This is a genomic window from Pseudomonas sp. DWP3-1-3b3 (assembly GCF_049896305.1).
Lineage (GTDB): Bacteria > Pseudomonadota > Gammaproteobacteria > Pseudomonadales > Pseudomonadaceae > Aquipseudomonas > Aquipseudomonas azotoformans_A.
In genome coordinates, this window is sequence record NZ_JAFCUA010000006.1 from 1 (window position 1) to 20866 (window position 20866).

Consider the following 20866-nt stretch of genomic DNA (forward strand, 5'->3'; position numbering starts at 1 on the left):
GCTTATGAAAAATCAGAGCGAATACCAGCCGAATTTAAGGTTGCAGGGTTCCCCTGCAACATAGAATCTCCCACAGTAGTTTTAGGTTGTGGCTTCTAGCGGTGTAGGACGTACTGGCCTGTGAAGGCAACGGCGCGTTCTTCGCTACCTTCATTCACAATCCACGTCTCGAGCGTCAACCGCGCGCGGCCATAGCGCTTGTAGGTCGCCAGAAATCGCTTCCACACCTTTTCCTCGGGTGCTGCGCAAATCGCGGTCGCATCCCGCGTGACCGGCAGCGGATAGCTGATCTGCCCTTCCTGAATCACGATATGCCCGTCTTCAATCCCTTCTTCCCGCAACTGCAAGTGCAGCCAGCCCCAACCCGCCAGCACCGCGCCGCAATACAGACTGCCGCCGAACATGGTGCTCTTGTGGTTGATGTTGGCTTGCAAGGGCAAATGCAGTTCCAACCGCCCCTGTTGCCAGTCGAGCACCTTGAGGCCCATTTCCCGGGTGAGGGGGATGTCGTGGTGAAGGATGGATTCCAGGTAACGGCTGTCGCGGTTCATGGGGGCCTCTTGGCGAGTGGGGGCTGTCATTCGTCGTCGCTGCTTTGGTTGGCGAAGTTCAGGCCATGCTTGCGCAGCTTGTCGTGCAGGGTCTTGCGCGGTACGCCCAAGGCTTCAGCGAGGCTGCGCATGGAGCTGTGGGGGCGGGTCAGCTCGGCGGCGATCAGGCTTTTTTCGAACTGCTCGACTTGCTCGCTCAGGCCGCCAGGCGTGGAGGTCAGCACGCCAGCTGATGGATTGTCCGGTGTGTTGTCCAGCGCCAGTTCCAGGCCCAGAGCAAAGCGCTCGGCGGCGTTCTGCAATTCGCGCACATTGCCTGGCCAGCTATGGCGCAGCAGCAGCGCGCGCTGGCCGGGTTGCAGTTCGTGCAGCGGCAAGCCGTGGCGGCTGCTGGCCTCATCGGCGAAGTGCTGGAACAACATCAGCGCATCCTCGCCCCGCTCACGCAGCGGCGGAATACGCAGCGGCGCGACGTTGAGGCGGTAATACAAGTCGGCGCGGAAACGGCCCTGGTCGGCCGACTGGCGCAGGTCTTCCTTGGTGGCGGCGATGATGCGGATATCCAGCGGGATCAGCTGATTGCCGCCCAGGCGCTCCACCACCCGCTCTTGCAACAGGCGCAAGAGTTTGACCTGAACATCCAGGCTCATGCTTTCGATTTCATCGAGGAACAAGGTGCCGCCGTTGGCGAATTCGAACTTGCCAATACGGCGTTTCTGCGCGCCGGTAAAGGCGCCGGGTTCGTGGCCGAACAGTTCGCTTTCCACCACCGACTCGGCCAATGCGCCTGCGTTGATCGCCACAAACGGGCCGCTGCGGCGGCTTGATAAATCATGCAGGGCGCGCGCCACCACCTCTTTGCCGGCGCCGGTTTCACCGAGGATCAGCACATCGGCCTTGGTCGCGGCCAAGGCGCCGATCTGCTCGCGCAGGCGCAGCATTTGCGGCGAGTGGCCCACCAGGCGCGTGCTCAGTTGCTGGCGGTCGCTGAGAGCCAGACGCAGGCTGCGGTTGTCCAGCACCAGCCGGCGCAGGGCCAGGGCGCGGCGCACGCTGTCGAGCAGGGCGTCGCTGGCAAACGGTTTTTCCAGGAAGTCATAGGCGCCGGCGCGCATAGCTTGCACCGCCAGCGGCACGTCGCCGTGGCCGGTGATCAGCAGCACCGGCAGGTCTGGGTCCTGGCCATGCAGTTCGGCGAGCAGTTCCAGGCCGTCCATGCCGGGCATGCGGATGTCGCTGACCACCACGCCCGGCCAGTCCCGCGACAGGCGCGCGGTGAGGCCGGTGGCTTCGCCCAGGGTCAGGACCTTCAGCCCGGCCAGGTCCAGGGTCTGGCACAGGGCCTGACGCAGGTGTGGATCGTCGTCGATCAACACCACCTGAATCTGGTTATCGATACTCATACACTGCGGTCCTCGGACGGTTGCAGACTGACGCCCGGCGCACCGGCACGCAATTTCAAGGTTAACAGCGCGCCGCCTTCCTTGTGGTTGGCAAACAGCAGTTCGCCGCCAAAGGCACGCATCAGGGTGTCACAGATTGCCAACCCCAAGCCAAGCCCCTGGGTGCGGGTCTTGGTGGTGTAGAACGGCTCGCTGGCGCGGCCCAGGGCCTCCATGCAAAAGCCCGGGCCGTTGTCGCGAATGTACAGGTTGACGCCCTGTTCGGTGGTTTCGGCACTCAGCCAGAGTTTACGCGGCGGGCCTTTTTCGGTGAGCGCGTCGAGGGCGTTGGCCAGCAGGTTGCCCAGCACCTGGCGCAGGCGGGTTTCACCGGCCTGGACCCACAGCGTCGCTTCGGGCAAATCGCGGATCAGCTCGACCTCCATCGACCGCCGCCGCTTGGCCAGCAGCGCCAGTGCATCATCCAAGGCCGGTTGCAGGGCCACACTCTCGGGCGCATGGCGGTCGCGGCGGGCAAAGGCGCGCAGGTGGGCGATGATCGAGGCCATGCGCCCGGTCAACTCGCTGATCAGCTTGAGGTTGCCTCGCGCATCGGTGGTGCGCTCATGGTCGAGCAGGATTTCGGCGTTTTCCGCATAGCTGCGAATCGCCGCCAGGGGCTGATTGAGTTCATGGCTGATGCTCGCCGACATGGTGCCCAGCGCCGACAGTTTGCCCGCCTGCACCAGGTCATCCTGGGCGCGTACCAACTCCTGCTGGGCGTGTTCGCGCTCCAGCACTTCCTGTTTCAGGCGCCGGTTGAGGCCTTCCAGATCACTGGTCCGCTCCACCACCCGCGCTTCCAGCTCGCGACGGGCCTTGGCTTCGAACGCAATGCGTTCCAGGTAATGGCGGCGACGTTGCATCATCAGGCCGAGCAGCAACATCAACACCAACAGCGTGGCGCCGCCGACTGCAACCACCGTGCGTACTGGGCGGTTGATCAGTGAACGCGGCGCAAGGATCTCCACGTTCCAGCCGGTTTCGGCGATGGCCGTGGATTGGCGCAGCCAGGCAGTGTTGCTCAGGCTCAGCGGCTGCGGATCACGGGTCGGGTAGGGCTGGATGGCGATGATGGCCTGGCGTTCTTCAGCCGTCAGTGGTCGGGTGGCGCGGAATCGCCATTGTGGGCGTGAGGTCAGGATCACCACGCCATTGTGGTCGGTGACCAGCAGTTGCTCCGGGGTGTTGCCCCACAGGCTTTCGGTGTGGTCCAGGTCGACCTTGACCACCAGCACGCCGATGATCGTATCGCCATCACGCACGGCGGCGGCGAAGAAGTAACCGCGCTTGGCCGAGGTGGTGCCCAACCCGAAAAACCGCCCCAGGCGTCCGTCCATGGCCTCGCTGAAATAAGGCCGGAACGAGAAGTTGCGCCCGACGAAGCTGTCTTGCTTGTCCCAGTTGGACGCGGCCAGGGTCTTGCCGGTGGTGTCCATCAGGTACATCACCTCCACCCCGGCCTGGGCGGCGACGTCCTTGAGCAGCAGGTTGGCGTTGACCAGGTTGGTGCTCACCCCAGGCGCATCCAGCGCGGTGCGCAAGGCCGGCAAGTCGCCGAGAATCTGCGGCAGCACCTCATAACGGTGCAGCGTGCCAAGTAAGTTGGCCACGTACAGGTCGAGGGTCTGGCGGTTCTGGCCGGCCAGCTCACTGCGGTAATAACGCTCGGCCAGGTGCTCCAGCGGCCACAGCAGCGGTGCCAGGCACAACGCCAACAAGGCGAGGCTGCGCCAGCGGGGTCTACGCGGGAGGGGTGGAGTCATGGGAGTCGTGCGCCTGTGAGTACAGGCGCATTATGCCTAGTGCAGCTCTGCAAGACACTCGCGCAATGCGTCTTGCCAGTGGGGCAGGCTGACGTGCCATTGCTGCTGCAGGCGGCTGCAATCGAGACGCGAGTTCAGCGGGCGCTTGGCGGGCGTTGGATAAGCGCTGGAAGGGATCGGCTCCAGTTCGGCGCAGGCCTTGCCCTGTTCGCGCAGGTGCTCGCCAATGGCCTCGGCAAAGCCGAACCATGAGGTTTCGCCTGCGGCGCTCAGGTGATAAATGCCCCATTTCCCCGATTTGCCGGCTTGCCAGCGCTCGATCAATGCACGCGTGCTGTTGGCAATGCTGCCGGCCCAGGTCGGCGCGCCGATCTGGTCGGCAACGATGCGCAGTTGTGGCTTCTCCTGCAGCAAGCGCTGCATGGTCAGCAGGAAGTTCTTGCCGTGGCTGGAGTAGACCCAGCTGGTGCGCAGGATCAGGTATTGGCCACCGACGGCGGCTATCGCTTGCTCGCCGGCCAGTTTGCTCTGGCCGTAGACGCCCAGCGGGTTTGGCGCGTCGGCTTCGGTGTAGGAGGCTGGCTTGCTGCCGTCGAACACGTAGTCGGTGGAATAGTGGATCAGCGGGATGCCCAGGGTCTTGGCTTCCTCCGCGAGAACGCCGGGGGCAATGGCGTTGATGGCGAAGGCGGCGTCCGGCTCGCTCTCGGCCAGATCGACAGCAGTGTGGGCGGCGGCGTTGATGAGCAGGCCAGGGCGGTGGTCGCGGACTTGCTGGCGGATCTGCTCGGGTTTGGCCAGGTCGAGTTGGTCGCGGCCCAGGACGATCAGTTCGCCAAGGCCTTGGAGCCGTTGCTGAAGCTCACGGGAGACTTGACCGTGTTGGCCGGTGATGAGGATTTTCAAAGGCGCGGTCATGGAAACAGATCCGCATCTCTGAGGCTTTTGCCGTTTTGATCCTTGGCGGATAAGGTTGGGGCGCCGTTGAGTTGCCAGTCGATATTGAGTTCTGGATCGTCCCAGCGGATACAGCGTTCGGCAGAGGGGGTGTAGTAGTCGGTGGTCTTGTAGAGGAACTCGGCGTACTCGCTCAGCACTACAAAACCATGGGCAAACCCCGGAGGAATCCACAGTTGGCGGCTGTTGTTCGCAGATAACCGCACGCCTGCCCACTTGCCGAATGCCGGTGAACTGCGGCGGATATCGACCGCTACATCCAATACTTCCCCGGCAGTAACACGCACAAGCTTGCCTTGGGCGTGTTCCACTTGGTAGTGCAGGCCCCGCAACACGCCTCGTTGCGAACGTGAGTGGTTGTCCTGCACAAACTCTTGTTGCAGCCCGGTAGCGTGGGCAAAGTCCCGGGCATTGAAACTCTCATAGAAAAAACCGCGTTCATCGCCAAAAACCTTCGGCTCGATGATCAAAACACCGGGCAACTCAGTGGCGGATACATTCATATGGATTATCCCCTGCGAGGGTGAACAAGTATTGACCATAGCCGGTCTTGCCAAAATATTTGGCCCGTTCCAGCAAATACTCACGATCAATCCAGCGATTCTGGTAAGCAATTTCTTCCAGGCATGCCACTTTCAGGCCCTGGCGATGTTCAATGGTTTGCACATACAGCGAGGCTTCCAGCAGGCTGTCGTGGGTGCCGGTATCGAGCCAGGCGAAACCTCGGCCGAAGCGTTCCACATGAAGGTCGCCGCGCTTGAGGTAGGCGTTGTTCACGTCCGTGATCTCCAGCTCGCCGCGGTGCGAGGGCTTGACCGCCTTGGCGATTTCGATCACGTCGTTGTCGTAGAAGTACAGACCGGTCACGGCATAGGGTGACTTCGGCTTGAGAGGCTTTTCTTCGATGGAGAGGGCCCGGCCTTCCTGGTCGAAATCGATCACGCCAAAACGCTCCGGGTCCTTGACCCAGTAGCCGAATACCGTGGCGCCGGAAGGACGCTTGGCTGCTGCACGTAGTTGATCGCCGAAATACGCACCGTGAAAAATGTTGTCGCCCAGGATCAGGCAGACAGGATCTTTGCCTATGAATTCTTCGCCGATGATAAATGCCTGGGCGAGGCCGTCCGGAGAGGGTTGTTCCGCATAGCTGAACCGCACCCCGAACTGGCTGCCATCCCCGAGCAGGTTGCGGTACTGGGGTAAATCCACCGGGGTGGAAATTATCAGGATGTCCTTGATGCCCGCCAGCATCAGTACCGAGATCGGGTAGTAGATCATCGGCTTGTCATACACCGGCAGCAATTGCTTGGACACGCCCAGGGTAATGGGGTGCAAACGGGTGCCTGAGCCACCGGCCAATACGATTCCCTTCATCATGCAATCAGATCCTTCATGTCGGTATTGCCCAATCGTTCACCCTGATAACTACCGTCCTGCACCCTGCGGCACCACTCCAGGTTATCGAGGTACCACTGCACGGTCTTGCGTAGACCGGTCTCGAAGGTTTCCTCAGGAACCCAGCCTAGCTCACGTTCGATCTTGCTGGCGTCGATTGCGTAGCGCTGATCGTGGCCAGGGCGATCTTTGACGAATGTGATCAGGTCGGTGAACTGCTCCACACCAGAAGGGCGCTGCGGTGCCAGCTCTTCCAGCAGGCCACAGATGCCACGGACCACGTCGATGTTTTTTTGCTCATTGTGGCCGCCGATATTGTAGGTCTCGCCAACGACACCTTCGGTTACAACCTTAAGCAATGCGCGCGCATGGTCTTCTACGAAGAGCCAGTCACGCACCTGTAAACCATCACCATAGACCGGGAGTGGCTTGCCGGCGAGTGCGTTGAGTATTACCAGCGGAATCAGCTTCTCCGGGAAGTGGAACGGCCCGTAGTTGTTTGAGCAGTTGGTCAGCAAGACCGGCAGGCCGTAGGTACGCTGCCATGCGCGCACCAAGTGATCGGACGCAGCTTTGCTGGCCGAGTAGGGCGAGCTGGGTGCGTACGGGGTGGTCTCGGTGAACAGGTCGTCTACGCCATGCAGGTCGCCATACACTTCGTCGGTCGAGATGTGGTGGAAACGAAAGGCGCTCTTGGCCGGCTCTGCCAACCTGTGCCAATAAGCGCGGGCAGCTTCCAGCAGGCTGTAGGTGCCGACGATATTGGTCTGGATAAAGTCCGATGGACCGTCAATGGATCGGTCGACATGAGACTCTGCCGCCAAATGCATGATCGCCTGGGGCTCGAAGCGCTCCAGCACGGCACTGACGGCGGCCTGGTCGATGATATCGGCTTGGACAAACTCATAGCGGCTGTTGGACGCGATGCTGCTCAGCGACTCCAGGTTCCCGGCGTAAGTGAGTTTGTCCAGGTTGAGCACTTCGTGCTCGGTATGTTGAATCAGGTGGCGGATCAGGGCGGAGCCGATAAACCCGGCGCCACCGGTGATGAGAATGCGCATGTCGGAGGGCCTTTTCCTTAGACGGACATCAAGCGAGTGAAGCATAGCTTGAGTTGTGTGGCGGTCAGGAGCAAGTGCGGCATGCCTCAGGGGTTGCCTAATCCCCCTGAACAATGGCGATATACACGCCTGAAAAAGCCGAGGCCAACCCCATGCTGCTCGCCACCCTGATCCATCGCGCCAGTCTACCCTGCCCGCAAGTAGGCCCCGACCAGGCGGCTCAACTGCTTGAGCAGCATTACGGCCTCACTGGCACCTTGCAATCATTGGGCAGCCAACAAGACCTCAACTACAAAGTCGACAGCCCTCGCGGCCGGTTTGTTCTGAAAATCTGTCGGGGTGACTATGCCGCTGTTGAGCTGCACGCCCAACACGCGGCGCTCAATAGCTTGCAGGCTGTACGCGTACCCAAGGTCATCAAGTCGTTGACGGGGGACGAGTTGTTGACCCTGAGCCTCGACGGCCAGGCCCTGCACGTGCGGGTGCTGGACTATATCGATGGCCAGCCGTTGACCCATCTGCCTCACCTGGGGCGCAGGGTGATCGCCGGGTTTGGTGACCTGTGCGGGCGCATGAGTCAGGCGCTGGCGCGGTTCGAGCATCCGGGCCTGGACCGCACGCTGCAATGGGACCCGCGCCACGCGCAGGCACTGATCAAGCATCTGCTGGCGACGCTGGACAATCTTGCGCACCGCCCGGCACTGGAGCAAGTGGCCGAGCAGGTCGAAAAGCGTATCCGCCCCCTGGCTGATCACCTGCCATGGCAAGCAGTGCATATGGACATCACTGACGACAACGTGGTGTGGCAACGTGATGCTCAACGTCATTGGCAACTTCAAGGCGTGATCGATTTCGGTGACCTCGTGCACACCTGGCGCATTGCCGATCTGTCGGTGACTTGTGCGGCATTGCTGCACCACGCCGACGGCGATCCCTTTGCGATCTTGCCGGCGATCCAGGCGTGCCACGCGGTGACGCCGTTACAGCACGAAGAATTGCAGGCGCTGTGGCCGCTGATCGTCGCCCGTGCGGCGGTGCTGGTGTTGAGCAGTGAGCAGCAGCAACGCCTGGATCCGGACAACAGTTACCTGCTGAAAAACGCCGAGCATGAGTGGGAAATCTTCCACGTGGCGACGTCAGTGCCGTTTGAGTTGATGGAGGCGGCGATTCTGGGATGTGTCAGTCAGGCGTCCGAACCGATCGCCAGCCAGGGTTTTGCGCCCTTGTTGCCGGGTTTGGTAGGGCGCGAGTTCGCGTTGATCGACCTGGGCGTCCTCAGCCCACATTTTGAGGCTGGAAACTGGGAGCAACCCGGCATTGATCAGCGCCTGTTACAGGAAGCCGCGGCGGTGCATGGCCTGGCGGCGAGTCGCTATGGGCAATACCGGTTGTCGCGTACCGAGCCCGACAGCGCGAATGAGCCAGAGACGTTCCCGCTGCATGTCGAACTGCACGTGCCGTTGGGTACCTCCGTCGAAGCGCCGTTTGCAGGTGTTGTGCGACGGGACGCCCACGGTGAGCTGCAGGTACACAGCAGCGAGGCAAGCGTGCGGCTATGGGGCGTTAAAGCACAGTTGCAGCTAGGTGCTGCGGTGCTGAAGGGCCAGGTGATCGGTGAGGTCGCAGGCCCGCTCACCGTGCAATTTTGCCGTTTTGACTGCCCCGCACCGCTGTTCTGCACACCTTCCCGGGCACAAGCTTGGCAAACGCTGTGCCCATCGCCGGCCGCGTTGTTGGGGCTGGCCTGCGATGCCGAGCCCGAGCTGGACCCCGAGGCCCTGCTGGCCCGTCGCGACGCCAGTTTCGCCCGCTCGCAAAAGCACTATTACGTCGACCCGCCGCGCATCGAACGTGGCTGGCGCAACCATCTGATCGATATGCAGGGTCGTTCCTACCTGGACATGCTCAACAACGTCGCAGTGTTGGGCCACGGCCACCCGCGCATGGCGGCGGTGGCGGCGCGCCAGTGGTTGTTGCTCAATACCAACTCGCGTTTCCACTACGCGGCGATTGCCGAGTTTTCCGAGCGCTTGCTGGCGCTGGCGCCTGAGGGCATGGACCGGGTATTCCTGGTCAACAGCGGCACTGAGGCCAATGACCTGGCGATCCGCCTGGCCTGGGCCTACAGCGGCGGGCGCGACATGCTCAGCGTGCTGGAGGCTTACCATGGCTGGTCGGTGGCGGCGGACGCGGTGTCCACCTCGATTGCCGATAACCCTCAGGCATTGAGCAGTCGCCCGGACTGGGTGCACCCGGTGACTGCGCCCAATACCTATCGCGGCGAGTTCCGAGGGCAGGACAGTGCGCCGGATTACGTAAGAAGCGTGGAACACAACCTGGCGAAAATCGCCGCGAGCAAACGCCAACTGGCGGGTTTCATCTGCGAGCCGGTGTATGGCAATGCCGGTGGTATCTCGTTGCCGCCGGGCTATTTGCAGCAGGTGTATGGACTTGTCCGCGCCCAGGGCGGCGTGTGCATCGCCGATGAAGTGCAAGTGGGTTACGGCCGGATGGGGCATTTTTTCTGGGGCTTTGAAGAACAGGGCGTGGTGCCCGACATCATCACCATGGCCAAGGGCATGGGCAATGGCCAGCCGCTGGGCGCGGTGATTACCCGGCGTGAAATCGCCGAGGCGCTGGAGGCTGAAGGGTATTTCTTCTCATCGTCGGGCGGCAGCCCAGTGAGTTGCCGCATCGGCATGGCGGTGCTGGATGTGATGGAAGAGGAAAATCTATGGGAAAACGCCCAGGTAGTTGGCGGGCATTTCAAGGCAAGGTTGGAGGAACTGATAGATCGTCATCCATTAGTCGGTGCCGTCCATGGTTCCGGTTTTTACCTCGGGCTGGAGTTGGTGCGCGACCGGCAAACCCTGGAACCGGCCACCGAAGAAACCACGTTGTTGTGTGATCGCCTACGGGAACTGGGGATTTTCATGCAGCCCACGGGTGACTATTTGAATATTCTCAAGATCAAGCCGCCGATGGTCACCTCACGGCGTAGCGTGGATTTTTTCGTCGACATGCTGTCGAAGGTGCTCGATGAGCAACTGTGATTAATCGATTGTTATCGGCTAAATATTGTAATATTCACCAGATACCATCTTATGTTGCTTTTAAAGCCGATTTTTATCCGTTATAAAGTCGGCCTTCCCCCCATTCGGAGTCCTGATCGCCATGACCACCCTGCACAGCACCCCCCGCGCCGATGGCTTCCACATGCCTGCCGAATGGGCGCCACAGACCCAGACCTGGATGATCTGGCCGGAGCGCCCGGACAACTGGCGCCTGGGTGGCAAACCGGCGCAAGCCGCTCATGTGGCGGTGGCCAAGGCCATTGCACGGTTTGAGCCGGTCACCGTGGCGGTATCCGCCGGCCAGTACGAAAATGCCCGCGCACGCCTGGATGTGCCGAATATCCGCGTGGTCGAGATGTCCAGCGATGACGCCTGGGTGCGCGACACCGGCCCAACCTTCGTGATCAACAACAATGGCGAAGTGCGCGGCGTGAACTGGGACTTCAATGCCTGGGGCGGTTTTGATGGCGGCCTGTATTCGCCGTGGAACCGCGACTCGCAGGTCGGCGGCAAGATCCTCGAAATCGAACGCGCACCGCGCTATCGCACCGAAGGCTTTGTGCTGGAAGGCGGCTCGATCCATGTGGACGGCGAAGGCACCCTGATCACCACCGAGGAATGCCTGCTCAACCGCAATCGCAACCCGCACCTCGGTCGTGCCGAGATCGAAGCCGTGCTGAGTGCCAATCTGGCTGTGGATAAAATCATCTGGCTGCCGGACGGTCTGTTCAACGACGAAACCGACGGTCATGTGGATAACTTCTGCTGCTACGTGCGCCCAGGCGAAGTGCTGCTGGCCTGGACCGACGACCCGCAAGACCCGAACTACGCGCGTTGCCACGCCGCCATGGACGTGCTGCAAAGCAGCACCGACGCCCAGGGACGCTCGTTCACAGTGCATAAAATGCCGATCCCAGGCCCGCTGTACGCGACCGAGGATGAATGTGCGGGTGTCGATCCGGTTGACGGCAGCCAGGAGCGAAATCCGACCGTGCGGTTGGCCGGTTCCTACGTCAACTTCCTGATCGTCAACGGCGGCATCATCGCACCGAGCTTCGACGACCCGCTGGATAGCCAGGCCAAGGCCATCCTGCAGGACCTGTTCCCGCAGCATGAAGTGGTGATGGTGCCGGGCCGTGAACTGTTACTGGGCGGCGGCAATATCCATTGCCTGACCCAACAACAGCCAGCGCCGCACAAAAATTGAGTGCAGTTGTAACAGCACCATGACGACGAACCGGCGTTGATCGGTTCAGGCGTTTACAACAAGCCCGCGACCCAGACAGGTCGCGGGCTTTTTTGTGTCCAAACGCCTATGGGCCCGAGACATTGGCATAGCTCTTGTATCGCCGTTGTGACAGTAGCTCAGGGTCATGACTGCGCAGTTCTGTCATAAACCTTGAGTAAGTTAGACGCTCACGCAGTAGGAGAGAGCGCTGAAATGAATGCCGATATCAACCTGATGTACACGCGCACGTTCCACCCTTTGCGGGTCAACGGCGACGCGATCCATGCGCTGGCGCTCTGGTTGAAGGAAAACGGCTCGCGGCAGATCAGGCAACCGCCTGACCTGCGCAGCGTGATGAGTGAACGTTACCCGGCGGGGTTGTTCAGTGAGGATGAAGTGCACGCGCTGTGCGACGTGTTGAAGAACTAAAGAATACTGAGATCAAAGTGTGGGAGCGACGGCGCGACCTGCTCCCACATTTGAATACCGTGTGGTTCTAGAAGCTGTAGGTACCTGTCACCACCAGGCTACGCGGCTCACCTGGCTGAATCTGCGCCACACTGGTCGCCGATGCGTAGTAGTTTTTATCCGCGATATTGTTCAGCGCGGCCCTCACGTCCCATTCCTTCTGACGGAACCCGGCCAGCGCATCCCAACGGCCATAACCCGGCAACACCACGGTGTTGAGGCTGTCGGCATAGCGGTCGCCCACCAGCGTCAGGCCGGTTTCTGCGTACCAGCCCATTTCCGGCTTCCAGGTGATGAACAGGCTGGCATTGCGCTTGGCCACATCGCTGACGCGCTTGCCTTCGAAGCCGTTGTTGTCCTTCTCGACCTTGGCATCCTGCAGGCCGACACCGCCGCGTACATACCAATTGCCGACGAGTTTGCCGGTGGCGGTCAGCTCCACGCCGCGTGAGCGCTGCAAGCCGCTGAGCAGGGTGATAGTGCGGTCCAGCGGGTCGCTGGTGCGGCGGTTGTAGAGTTCCAGTTCGTACACCGCCAGAGTGGTGCTCAGACGGTCGTCGAGCCAGTCGCTCTTGACCCCGATTTCCTTCTGCTTGGTCAGCTCGGGGCTCAGGTCGTTGACGCTGCCGGCAGCATTCGGGGTGATACCGATCAAGCCGCCGCCCGCTGGGGAAAACGTCTTGCTCCACGACGCGTAGAACGAGTGGTGCTCCAGTGGCGTCCACACCAGGCCGAAGCGCGGGCTGGTGCTGTGGCTTTTGACAGCCTGCTGGGCGTGGGTCAGCTTGTTCTTGGTATCCACTTCAAAGCGGTCGTAACGTAGGCCGCCCAGGACTTGCCACTGATCATTCAGGCGCAGTTGGTCCTGTACATAAAGTGCGCGGCTTTCGACTTCGGTGTGGTTGTTGCTCGACACGCTCATGCGCCCGGTATGGCTGAGGTTGCGGTTGGGCTGGTTGAGGTCCAGGCTCGGTACGGCCTGGCCGCCTCGGTTGACGGCAGTGGCGGTGTACAGCTTCGGATCGCGGCGCTGGCTGCCCAGTTCGAGGCCGGTGAGCAGGCGGTGTTCCAGGCCGTAGGTGCTGAAGCCACCTTCCAGCTCGACGTTGTTGAAAATATTGAGGGTGGTGAGGTCTTGCTGCCAGCGCTGGCGCGTGACGCTGTTGTTCGCCGGCACGTAGGCGGTTTGGTAGGTATTGTCGAAATCACTGTCGAGCTTGAACACACCGAGTGTCTGGCGCAATTGCCAGTTGTCGTTGAGTTCATAGGCCAGCTTGGAGCGCAGCGACTGGGATTTGTCGTCGATGTAGTCGCGGTTATCAAAGTAGGTGGTACTGCGGCTCACATCGGCGGGTCGGCCGTTGACCCCCGGAATGCCACGGTCGGGCGTGCGGTTGTAGCGGCTGTATTCGTATTGCACCAGCCAGTTCAGGTCCGGCGTGAGCTGCCAGCTCATCGACGGTGCGAACAACTGACGATTGCCGCTGACGCCGTCGCGGAAGCTGTTGTTGTCCTGGTTGCCCATGTTCAGGCGCAGGCTGATGTTATCGGTGGGGTCGGTGCTGAGGTCGGCGTACAGACTGCGCAAGTCGTTACTGCCGCCCTGGGCTTCGATACTCGATTTATGCCCGGCCATCGGCAGTTTGCTCACGCGGTTGACGATCCCTCCCTGACCGCCTCGCCCGTAAAGCACGGCTGCTGGCCCCTTGAGCACTTCGATGCGCTCGATGTTGTGCAGGTCGCGCACATATTGGCTGTCGTCGCGAATGCCATCCAGATAGAAGTCGTTGCTCGCGTCGAAACCGCGGATGCGCAAGCTATCGAAGCGCGTGTCGGCACCGCTGCTGACGTTAGGGATGCCGCTCAACGCCTGGCCCAGGTCATTGGTGCCATAGGACCGCAGGCTTTCGGTCTTTACCGAGTCGATCGCCTGGGGCACATAACGCACGGGTGTGGCGGTGCGAGTGGCGGTGCTGGTTTCCTTGACGCGCGGGTCGTCTTCATCAGCTTCGGCGCTGATCGACGTTTCGGGCAAAGTCGTGGCCGCACAGGCAAAACCGGCAGACAGCAGAACAGAAAGCCCAAGGGTGATGGGCGTCAGGCGAGGGGCAGGCATGGAGAAATGTATCCGAATTGTTTGGGAGGAAATTGCGCGTTAATGGTAATGCTTTGCATTTGCGTGCGTTATCTATTACCAAACGTATCGGCTTTGAAATGTGTTACGGAATGTGTTTTTTGCCGTTTTGAATGCGGTTTTTTGTCGCTTACAGGACCGCTGTAGGCGCTTCCTTAGAATTATTTCGCCTAAATACAGACGATTCGCGAAATTGACACATAGTTCCGGGCGCGACTAGGATTGCGCCCAACGCCTGTGGCTAACCGCCATGACTCATCCAATAAAAAAGGCCCGCGGCCTGTTAAGTCGTCCGCGGGCCTTCTTTTTTCCGGAATCAGTCGACACCAGAAAAAGCATTACGGAGCCTGGTGTCATAGCGCGTACTCAACCAGAAATAAGGAATACAAAAAAATGTTGAAGCAACGGATGAGTCTGATCGCTCTGGGGATTTTGAGCGCATCGACAGCAATGGCAAACGACCAGGACCAGTCCAAGGGTTTTATCGAAGACAGCCACCTGAACATCGCCGCACGTAACGCCTACATCAGCCGTGACTACAAAAACGGCAAGCAAGACAAAGCCGAATGGGGCCAAGGCTTCATCGGTAAGCTCGAATCCGGTTTCACCCAAGGCACCGTCGGTGTGGGTGTGGACGTGATCGGCCAATACGCTATTCGTCTGGACGGCGGTAAAGGCCGCGCCGGCGCCGGCGGTATCGACTTCTTCAAACAGGGCAATGGCACCACCAACCCTGACGGCTCGAACAACCCTGGCTCGGCACCACACGACCTGGCCAAGGGCGGCGCTGCCGTGAAGTTCCGCGTTTCCAACACCGTGCTCAAGTACGGTGATCAGTTCCCGGCCGTGCCTGTGTTGCAGTACGACAACTCCCGTCTGTTGTCGGAAACCTACACCGGTACCTCGATCGTTTCCAAAGAGATCGCCGGTCTGCAACTGGACGCGGGTCACTTCACCAAAGAAGCCCGTAAGAGCATGGAAGGCACCGACAGCGGTCGCCTGAAAAGCATCGACTACATCGGTGGTAGCTACAAATTCACCGAAAGCCTGTCGGCCGCGCTGTACGCCTCCGACATGCAGGACGTGCTGAAGAAGCAATACGTCAACGTCAACTACGTGCTGGCCCTGCCAGAGAAGCAGTCGCTGACCTTTGACTTCAACGGCTACAAAACCAAGCTGGACAAGAGCTTCGCCCTGGAAAACCAAGGCAGCGAAGACGCGCGCGACAACAAGATCTGGAGCTTGGGTGCTACCTGGGCTGTCGGCCCGCACAGCTTCACCATCGCTCACCAGCGCAGCACCGGCGACACCGGCTACCTGTACGGCGGCTACCGCAATGCTGGCGGCATCGGCGACGGTGGTAACACCATCCTGCTGGCCAACTCCTACTGGTCCGACTTCAACGGCAAGGACGAGCGTTCGTGGCAAGCCGGCTACGGCATCGATTTCGCCACCTTCGGCGTACCGGGCCTGACCTACAACGTTGCCTACGTGCGCGGTACCAACATTGACGACGGTTCCAACCGCGGCGATGGCACCGAGCGTGAAATCTGGAACCAGTTCAAGTACGTCGTACAGAGCGGCCCGGCCAAAGACCTGAGCCTGCGTGCACGTGCGTCCTGGTTGCGCGTTTCGAGCAACGCCAGCAACTACAACGTTGGCGGTAACGAAATCCGTCTGTTCGCCGACTACCCGATCAACGTTTTCTAATTGATCCGGCGTCGCGCCTGATATCCAGGCGATAAAAAACCCCGACTGGTTCGGGGTTTTTTTATGCCTGGCATTCCACCGCGTCTTGTTACACCGCAGTACGAATGAAGTACTCCGCCCCACCTTTATCCCTCTGCGACGCACGCCTAAATTGGCCCCACTGCCCGCCCATCACCCCGATGGCCGGCCACTGGAGTTATCGCCATGCCATTTGTCAGCCTGCGTATCACCCGTGACGGCGTTACCCCGGAGCAAAAAGCCCAGGTCATCGCCGAGTTCACCGAAACCCTCGAACGCGTTCTGCACAAACGCCCGGACCTGACCCACATCGTCATCGAAGAAGTCGATACCGATAACTGGGGCTACGCCGGCATCACCACCACCGAATACCGCAAATCCCAAGCCTGAATCTCTACCGGAGAACCCTCATGAAAAAAGTCGTCATCATCACCGGCGCGTCCCAAGGTATTGGCGCCGCCGTGGTCCAGGCCTACCGCGCTCTCGACTACCGCGTAGTCGCGACGTCGCGCTCGATCCAGCCGTCCAGCGACCCGGACATCCTCACCGTCGCCGGCGACATCGCCGACCCGGCCACCGCCCAGCGCGTCATCCGTGAAACCCTGGCCACCTTCGGGCGCATCGACAGCCTGATCAACAACGCCGGTATCTTCATCGCCAAGCCGTTTACCGCTTACACCCAGGAGGACTACGCCAACGTGCTTGCGGTGAACCTCAACGGTTTCTTCTACATCACCCAACTCGCCATTGCCGAGATGGAAAAGAACCACGCCGGCCATATCGTCAACGTCACCACCAGCCTGGCGGACCACGCGATTGACGGCGTGCCGTCGGTACTCGCGAACCTCACCAAAGGTGGGCTGAATTCTGCGACCAAGTCCCTGGCGATCGAGTACGCCAAGCGTGGCATCCGGGTGAACGCGGTGAGCCCAGGGATCATCAAGACGCCGATGCACGGCGCAGAAACCCACGCGGCGCTGGGGCAATTGCACCCGGTCGGGCACATGGGTGAGGTGAATGACATCGCCCAGGCGATCGTCTACCTGGAACGCGCTGGGTTTGTCACCGGCGAGATTCTGCATGTCGACGGTGGGCAAAGCGCGGGTCATTGATACACACGTCCCGGCCTAACCCGGCCGGGCGTTGTCCTCTCGTGGCGAGCGACCAAAAAAGGCTTTGTAAGCTCGGCTGAACGCCGCCTCGGATTCATAGCCAATTGCAAAGCCGATTTCGCCGATGCGACCGTCCTGTCTGGACAGCATGGTTTTTGCCAGGGTCAGGCGCCATTCATTCTGATAACGCAACGGCGAGCGCCCGACCAGCGTAGTGAAGCGTTCACAGAAGTTCGAGCGTGACATCCCCGCAATTTCCGCCAGCGCGTCGATACGCCACTGCGTGCCCGGCGTTTCGTGAAGGGCCTTCAGCGCTCGGGCGATACGTGCATCCGACAGCCCACCCAGCCATCCAGAAGCAACACCCTGCTGTACCCAGGTGCGCAGGATACGAATCACCACTAAGTCGATCAGGCGCGAAATCATCAACGCACCGCCCGGTTGCGTGTCATGGGCTTCAAGCAGCATGAAATGCAGGATGCCTTCCGCCCAGGCGGCAGCTTCAGCGTGCGGGATATGAATCAGTCGCGGCAGGGCAAACAGCATGGCCTGGAAACTGCTCGCGTCGAACCAGAAGCGGCAGATGACCACGCTGGCGGCCCCATCCAACGCCGTCATCACGAGGCCCGCAGGACCGTGGGGCAGCAGGATGACATCGCCTGGGTTCAAATTCTGTGCCGGTTGATCGGCCACGTCCAACTGCAGTTTGCCTTGCTGAAGCACGCAGATATGCGCGCTCTTTTCATCAAGATCGAGGGTCTGCGCGTGCGCAAGCGTGCAGGCATAAACGCGGTCGCCCGTCAGACGGATCTGCGCCAGCACCTGGGACAGCAAATCGCCCTTGGCCAGCCCTTCCAGTTGCATTTCCGGATGAATGATCAAGTTTTCCAAGGGATTCATCATGTCGGTCCAATCCCGCCGTCGCTAAGCTGATCCCCGAGATCATAGCGTGCCGGCGTCATCGAGATGAACGTTTGCAACGTTGGCCGTTTATGCACGTCATCCAATTACATGGGAACACTGAAATGTTCGGAATCTCCGCCCTTGGCTGGCTTCACACCCTCGGCAGCCTGCCGGCTATCCCACTGGCCGCCTACATGTTTATCAAGCACGGACGCATCGTGCCTCGGTCGGTGCCGGGAGTGTTCTATTTTGTGTCGATGTTGATCGGCGGCTTCACCGTGTTCCTGGTGGCGCATCAACCCGTCAGCAACATCATCGGTGTCATGACCCTTGCGCTGCTGTTGGCGGGTTATGGGGTAAGGCACTTGGCCTGGTTGGGGCGGGCGCGTGTCTACTTGGAAACGATCTTTTTGAGCCTGACCGCGTTCTTTCTGATGGTGCCCACCGTTTCCGAAACGTTGCGTCGCGTTCCCGATGGCCACCCCTTCGTGACAGACCTGCAATCGCCCGTGTTGCTTGGCGCACAGGCGAGTATCGCGGTGGCGCTGGTGATCGGCTTGACGGCACAAATGGTCCATCTGCGCAGAAAGGCGCGTCTCAGAACCGCCCACTGATCCCCAGCAACGGCCCTTTCTGGACGATGTCGTAGACGAAACCATCGTGACGGTAATTCACGCCCATCGCCCGGTAGCCGGCCACTGCCGAGAAGCCGGGCCAGAACTCCCAGCCCGCCAGCGCCGCCAGGTCCCAGTCTTGCTTGGACTGCCCGGCGCCCGCCATGCCCCAGGATGACAACCAGAACCGCTCATTCAACGCATAGTGCCCGCGCAGCCCGGCCATGGCGTCGGCCCAGGTTGCGCTGTCGGAGCCGGATCGCCCGCCAGCGGGCCCACCATGAAAGGTGAGGGTGGTGCTGCTGTACCAGACGCGCATCCCGCCGGCCACATCCAACCGCCGGTCTGCATCCCCCCACACGGTATAGCCACCTCCCAGGAACCCGGAGGCGGTCTTGCTTTCCACCTCGAGCTTGTTGGCAAGGATGCCTCCAGGCAGGCGGCTGCGGGTGTCAGTGTCGATGTACATCAGGTCGGCGAGCACGCTGTAGGGACCACGACGCGCCTCGCCCATCAGCATCACCGACATATCCACCGTGCGTGCGATGTCGGAGAAATCGGACTTGATAAATTGGGTGCCGGTGCTGCGATGGCCCACGTGCCCACGGATACCGGCGCCCCACAGGTAAGGTCCGCCGTTGAAGGTCCAGCCCTCGCCGTCGGCGGCCGTGGCCAAGGTGGGCATTGCCGCAAAGGCGCCCAACACCAGCGTCAGGCGTCGTAAGTGCATCATGGTGTTTCTCCGATCAGTGCTGGGTCAGCGAGAGCGCCACGCTTTCCGCCCCACAGTCTTGCGTAGGTTTCAGACCGGCTTTTTGAGCGGCCTTGACCTCCTCTTTCGCCGCCGCCAAATCCGCCAGGAACGCGGGATTGGCATGCAAGCTCGCCACCGTCGCCGCGCCCATGATGCGACCGGCATCCACGTCGCTTTGCCAATGTGCGTCGCAGATCACGCGGCTCTGGCCGAAGGACAATCCACGGGTCATCAACTCGGTGGCGCGCGCCGGCTGAATCTCGGCCAGCAACAATCCCCAGGCCCAACCGGCAGCAGAGTGGCCGGACGGCCAGGAGCCATCCGTGCGCAGCAGGGGTTCCATATCCTTGCGGCAGGTGCCTTCGTTATGCGCCACGAAAGGTCGGGTGCGGTTGTAGGCGTTTTTCCCGGCGTAGGTGGAGCCGCCAGCGTCCGTCAGGGTGCGTTGCATCAAGGTATAAAGATGTGGCGTGGTTTTTTCGGTGATCGGTGTACCCATCGCGCAGGAGAAGGCTTGTGCCGGGCCCGGGAAGGCCAGCTCCGCATCCGCCGCCGCGAGTTTTTCCCGGGCTGTGCCGCGTAGCGACAATGCAGCGCGCCGCGCTTCTTCATCCCGCGCAAGGGCTGCGGAGTCCGGTTTGGGTGGCGCGCCAAGCAAGGCCAGGCGCAATGGCAGATCCTTCGAATCAAGATAACCAGGGGCAAGCTTGAAATGCGGGTCTGTGATCTGGGTGACGGGCTCGTCGGCAAACGCCAGCCCCGCGCCGATCAAGCCTGCCAGCCCCAGCAGCATGTGATGTGTGTTCATCGATTGTTCCCTGGTCAGAATCGGTACAAGGCATTCAGATAGGCGCCTGCGCCCACCTTTTCACCCGTCAACGGGCTGTTGCGTGCGTCTGAGACCAGGGCGTAGGTCTTGAGGCCGCCTTCCAGCGCCAACTGTGGCTGCCATTGCCAGGTGAGACCGAGCTTCAAGGTCACGTCACGCATGCCGCCGCCGGGGTGGTATTCATCGAACTGGGTGCGCGCGGCTTGCTGGGCTGTGACGCCATAGCGGGCCATCATGTCGTTCTCATTGCTCCAGGTGCCGTACAGCGTCGAGTCCAGGGTCAGTGCCGAAGACAGCGCGTAGGCGGTGGCGAAGCCGGCTTCCAGGTATTTGGTACGGCCGAGGTTTTCGCCGCCGTAGTTGCGACTTTCGCTGGCTTGCAGGCCGCGAACGAACAGGCGCCCGGCGGGCAGGATCCAGTAGGCTTCTGCGCCGATCAGGGCCGTGCTGTCCAGGTTGCCCATGCCCTTGAGGTAGTCGTCACGGCCGCCCAGGGTGTGGATTCTTTCTTTGCGCCCCTGGTCGTACCCCAACAGCAGGGCTACGCCGAAGGGCGATAGCCCTGGCAAGTCCCAGCGCAGCCCATCCGGGAAGGCCGCAGTGAACTTGCCCCAGTTTTCAGTCGGCAACACGGCCTTGAGTTTGAGTGACGGAAACGCCGCGTAGTGCGACGAACCCTCGTACAACGGGCCGACCGCCAGTCCCCCACCAACCGTGACGGACGGCTCGCTGTTTGAGTCGTCTGCGTACGCTGGTAACGCTATCGCCACGGCGAGAGTGATACCTGTAATGAGTGTCGTCGGATGCTTGAACACGTTTGAACCACCGAGCGTTGTCATCGATTCTTTCC

19 protein-coding genes are annotated in these 20866 nt (G+C 61.0%); 7 read left to right on the forward strand and 12 right to left on the reverse strand.

Translation table 11 applies throughout. From position 1 onward, the window contains the following. Window positions 1–95: 95 nt before the first annotated feature. Genes ACP7BX_RS19100 through rfbB form a run of 7 tightly spaced genes read right to left on the reverse strand, consistent with a single transcriptional unit; the run spans window position 96 to window position 7172 of the window. Window positions 96–551 carry a YiiD C-terminal domain-containing protein gene (locus tag ACP7BX_RS19100; protein ID WP_426129505.1) on the reverse strand — a complete coding sequence of 152 codons (456 nt, stop codon included), beginning with the start codon at window positions 549–551 and terminating at the stop codon, window positions 96–98. 26 nt (window positions 552–577) lie between these two features. Next, the gene (locus ACP7BX_RS19105) at window positions 578–1954 is read right to left on the reverse strand and encodes a sigma-54-dependent transcriptional regulator (RefSeq protein ID WP_033898710.1); all 1377 of its coding nucleotides are present in this window, start codon (window positions 1952–1954) and stop codon (window positions 578–580) included. Then, window positions 1951–3759, reverse strand: a complete 1809-nt coding sequence (locus tag ACP7BX_RS19110; protein WP_033898706.1) for a sensor histidine kinase — start codon at window positions 3757–3759, stop codon at window positions 1951–1953. Before ACP7BX_RS19110 ends, ACP7BX_RS19105 begins: the two co-directional genes overlap by 4 nt. A 36-nt stretch (window positions 3760–3795) precedes the next feature. Next, window positions 3796–4677 (reverse strand): dTDP-4-dehydrorhamnose reductase, encoded by an 882-nt coding sequence (rfbD, locus tag ACP7BX_RS19115; protein WP_314524443.1) that lies wholly within the window; start codon window positions 4675–4677, stop codon window positions 3796–3798. Further along, window positions 4674–5219: a dTDP-4-dehydrorhamnose 3,5-epimerase gene (gene rfbC / locus ACP7BX_RS19120; RefSeq protein WP_314524445.1), complete on the reverse strand. Its 546-nt coding sequence runs from the start codon at window positions 5217–5219 to the stop codon at window positions 4674–4676. Before rfbC ends, rfbD begins: the two co-directional genes overlap by 4 nt. Continuing rightward, window positions 5200–6093, reverse strand: coding sequence for a glucose-1-phosphate thymidylyltransferase RfbA (gene rfbA, locus ACP7BX_RS19125; protein ID WP_314524447.1), 894 nt, complete (start codon window positions 6091–6093; stop codon window positions 5200–5202). Before rfbA ends, rfbC begins: the two co-directional genes overlap by 20 nt. Next, entirely contained in the window at window positions 6090–7172 is a 1083-nt protein-coding gene (gene rfbB / locus ACP7BX_RS19130; RefSeq protein WP_314524449.1) for a dTDP-glucose 4,6-dehydratase, read from the reverse strand. The genes rfbA and rfbB overlap by 4 nt, the downstream gene beginning before the upstream one ends. Window positions 7173–7324: 152 nt before the next feature. Between rfbB and ACP7BX_RS19135 the strand changes: the two genes are divergently transcribed. From ACP7BX_RS19135 to ACP7BX_RS19145, 3 genes are all read left to right on the forward strand, one after another. Continuing rightward, entirely contained in the window at window positions 7325–10225 is a 2901-nt protein-coding gene (locus ACP7BX_RS19135) for an aminotransferase (RefSeq protein ID WP_426129501.1), read from the forward strand. Between the two features lie 121 nt (window positions 10226–10346). Further along, a complete protein-coding gene (gene aguA, locus ACP7BX_RS19140; RefSeq protein ID WP_426129499.1) occupies window positions 10347–11453 on the forward strand; it encodes an agmatine deiminase in 1107 nt (368 codons plus the stop codon). Window positions 11454–11687: 234 nt separating this feature from the next. After that, complete coding sequence (locus ACP7BX_RS19145) at window positions 11688–11903, forward strand: hypothetical protein (protein ID WP_133076520.1); 216 nt, start codon at window positions 11688–11690, stop codon at window positions 11901–11903. A 67-nt stretch (window positions 11904–11970) separates the two neighbouring features. Here ACP7BX_RS19145 and ACP7BX_RS19150 read toward each other — a convergent pair whose 3' ends face one another. After that, window positions 11971–14058 (reverse strand): TonB-dependent siderophore receptor, encoded by a 2088-nt coding sequence (locus tag ACP7BX_RS19150; protein ID WP_314524460.1) that lies wholly within the window; start codon window positions 14056–14058, stop codon window positions 11971–11973. A gap of 411 nt (window positions 14059–14469) precedes the next feature. Between ACP7BX_RS19150 and ACP7BX_RS19155 the strand changes: the two genes are divergently transcribed. From ACP7BX_RS19155 to ACP7BX_RS19165, 3 genes are all read left to right on the forward strand, one after another. Continuing rightward, window positions 14470–15786 (forward strand): OprD family porin, encoded by a 1317-nt coding sequence (locus ACP7BX_RS19155; protein ID WP_314524465.1) that lies wholly within the window; start codon window positions 14470–14472, stop codon window positions 15784–15786. 204 nt (window positions 15787–15990) lie between these two features. Then, on the forward strand, window positions 15991–16194 hold the full coding sequence (locus ACP7BX_RS19160; RefSeq protein ID WP_016979078.1) for a tautomerase family protein: 204 nt from the start codon (window positions 15991–15993) through the stop codon (window positions 16192–16194). Window positions 16195–16214: 20 nt separating this feature from the next. After that, window positions 16215–16916 (forward strand): SDR family NAD(P)-dependent oxidoreductase, encoded by a 702-nt coding sequence (locus ACP7BX_RS19165; protein WP_314524472.1) that lies wholly within the window; start codon window positions 16215–16217, stop codon window positions 16914–16916. Window positions 16917–16931: 15 nt separating this feature from the next. Here the strand turns inward: ACP7BX_RS19165 and ACP7BX_RS19170 are convergent, their stop codons facing one another. Further along, window positions 16932–17819 carry an AraC family transcriptional regulator gene (locus ACP7BX_RS19170; RefSeq protein WP_426129495.1) on the reverse strand — a complete coding sequence of 296 codons (888 nt, stop codon included), beginning with the start codon at window positions 17817–17819 and terminating at the stop codon, window positions 16932–16934. 122 nt (window positions 17820–17941) lie between these two features. Here ACP7BX_RS19170 and ACP7BX_RS19175 point away from each other — a divergent pair, with 122 nt between their 5' ends. Next, window positions 17942–18433, forward strand: a complete 492-nt coding sequence (locus tag ACP7BX_RS19175) for a hypothetical protein (protein ID WP_426129493.1) — start codon at window positions 17942–17944, stop codon at window positions 18431–18433. On the opposite strand, the gene ACP7BX_RS19180 is transcribed toward ACP7BX_RS19175, so the two are convergent. The 3 genes from ACP7BX_RS19180 to ACP7BX_RS19190 are packed head-to-tail and all read right to left on the reverse strand — an operon-like array spanning window position 18417 to window position 20855. Next, window positions 18417–19166 carry a hypothetical protein gene (locus ACP7BX_RS19180; protein ID WP_314524479.1) on the reverse strand — a complete coding sequence of 250 codons (750 nt, stop codon included), beginning with the start codon at window positions 19164–19166 and terminating at the stop codon, window positions 18417–18419. The genes ACP7BX_RS19175 and ACP7BX_RS19180 overlap by 17 nt on opposite strands. Window positions 19167–19179: 13 nt before the next feature. Further along, window positions 19180–19995, reverse strand: coding sequence for an acid phosphatase (locus ACP7BX_RS19185; protein WP_426129491.1), 816 nt, complete (start codon window positions 19993–19995; stop codon window positions 19180–19182). A gap of 14 nt (window positions 19996–20009) precedes the next feature. Beyond that, window positions 20010–20855, reverse strand: coding sequence for a MipA/OmpV family protein (locus tag ACP7BX_RS19190; protein ID WP_426129489.1), 846 nt, complete (start codon window positions 20853–20855; stop codon window positions 20010–20012). Window positions 20856–20866: the final 11 nt, after the last annotated feature.

What these genes read in the sequence shown, in the direction of transcription:
- ACP7BX_RS19180 (WP_314524479.1), bottom strand. Translation starts at nt 19,166, where the DNA reads ATGATGCACTTACGACGCCTGACGCTGGTGTTGGGCGCCTTTGCGGCA.
- ACP7BX_RS19145 (WP_133076520.1), top strand. Translation starts at nt 11,688, where the DNA reads ATGAATGCCGATATCAACCTGATGTACACGCGCACGTTCCACCCTTTG.
- ACP7BX_RS19155 (WP_314524465.1), top strand. Translation starts at nt 14,470, where the DNA reads ATGTTGAAGCAACGGATGAGTCTGATCGCTCTGGGGATTTTGAGCGCA.
- ACP7BX_RS19160 (WP_016979078.1), top strand. Translation starts at nt 15,991, where the DNA reads ATGCCATTTGTCAGCCTGCGTATCACCCGTGACGGCGTTACCCCGGAG.
- ACP7BX_RS19150 (WP_314524460.1), bottom strand. Translation starts at nt 14,058, where the DNA reads ATGCCTGCCCCTCGCCTGACGCCCATCACCCTTGGGCTTTCTGTTCTG.
- rfbA (WP_314524447.1), bottom strand. Translation starts at nt 6,093, where the DNA reads ATGATGAAGGGAATCGTATTGGCCGGTGGCTCAGGCACCCGTTTGCAC.
- ACP7BX_RS19165 (WP_314524472.1), top strand. Translation starts at nt 16,215, where the DNA reads ATGAAAAAAGTCGTCATCATCACCGGCGCGTCCCAAGGTATTGGCGCC.
- ACP7BX_RS19110 (WP_033898706.1), bottom strand. Translation starts at nt 3,759, where the DNA reads ATGACTCCACCCCTCCCGCGTAGACCCCGCTGGCGCAGCCTCGCCTTG.
- rfbB (WP_314524449.1), bottom strand. Translation starts at nt 7,172, where the DNA reads ATGCGCATTCTCATCACCGGTGGCGCCGGGTTTATCGGCTCCGCCCTG.
- ACP7BX_RS19135 (WP_426129501.1), top strand. Translation starts at nt 7,325, where the DNA reads ATGCTGCTCGCCACCCTGATCCATCGCGCCAGTCTACCCTGCCCGCAA.
- ACP7BX_RS19105 (WP_033898710.1), bottom strand. Translation starts at nt 1,954, where the DNA reads ATGAGTATCGATAACCAGATTCAGGTGGTGTTGATCGACGACGATCCA.
- aguA (WP_426129499.1), top strand. Translation starts at nt 10,347, where the DNA reads ATGACCACCCTGCACAGCACCCCCCGCGCCGATGGCTTCCACATGCCT.
- ACP7BX_RS19170 (WP_426129495.1), bottom strand. Translation starts at nt 17,819, where the DNA reads ATGATGAATCCCTTGGAAAACTTGATCATTCATCCGGAAATGCAACTG.
- rfbD (WP_314524443.1), bottom strand. Translation starts at nt 4,677, where the DNA reads ATGACCGCGCCTTTGAAAATCCTCATCACCGGCCAACACGGTCAAGTC.
- ACP7BX_RS19175 (WP_426129493.1), top strand. Translation starts at nt 17,942, where the DNA reads ATGTTCGGAATCTCCGCCCTTGGCTGGCTTCACACCCTCGGCAGCCTG.
- ACP7BX_RS19190 (WP_426129489.1), bottom strand. Translation starts at nt 20,855, where the DNA reads ATGACAACGCTCGGTGGTTCAAACGTGTTCAAGCATCCGACGACACTC.
- rfbC (WP_314524445.1), bottom strand. Translation starts at nt 5,219, where the DNA reads ATGAATGTATCCGCCACTGAGTTGCCCGGTGTTTTGATCATCGAGCCG.
- ACP7BX_RS19100 (WP_426129505.1), bottom strand. Translation starts at nt 551, where the DNA reads ATGAACCGCGACAGCCGTTACCTGGAATCCATCCTTCACCACGACATC.
- ACP7BX_RS19185 (WP_426129491.1), bottom strand. Translation starts at nt 19,995, where the DNA reads ATGAACACACATCACATGCTGCTGGGGCTGGCAGGCTTGATCGGCGCG.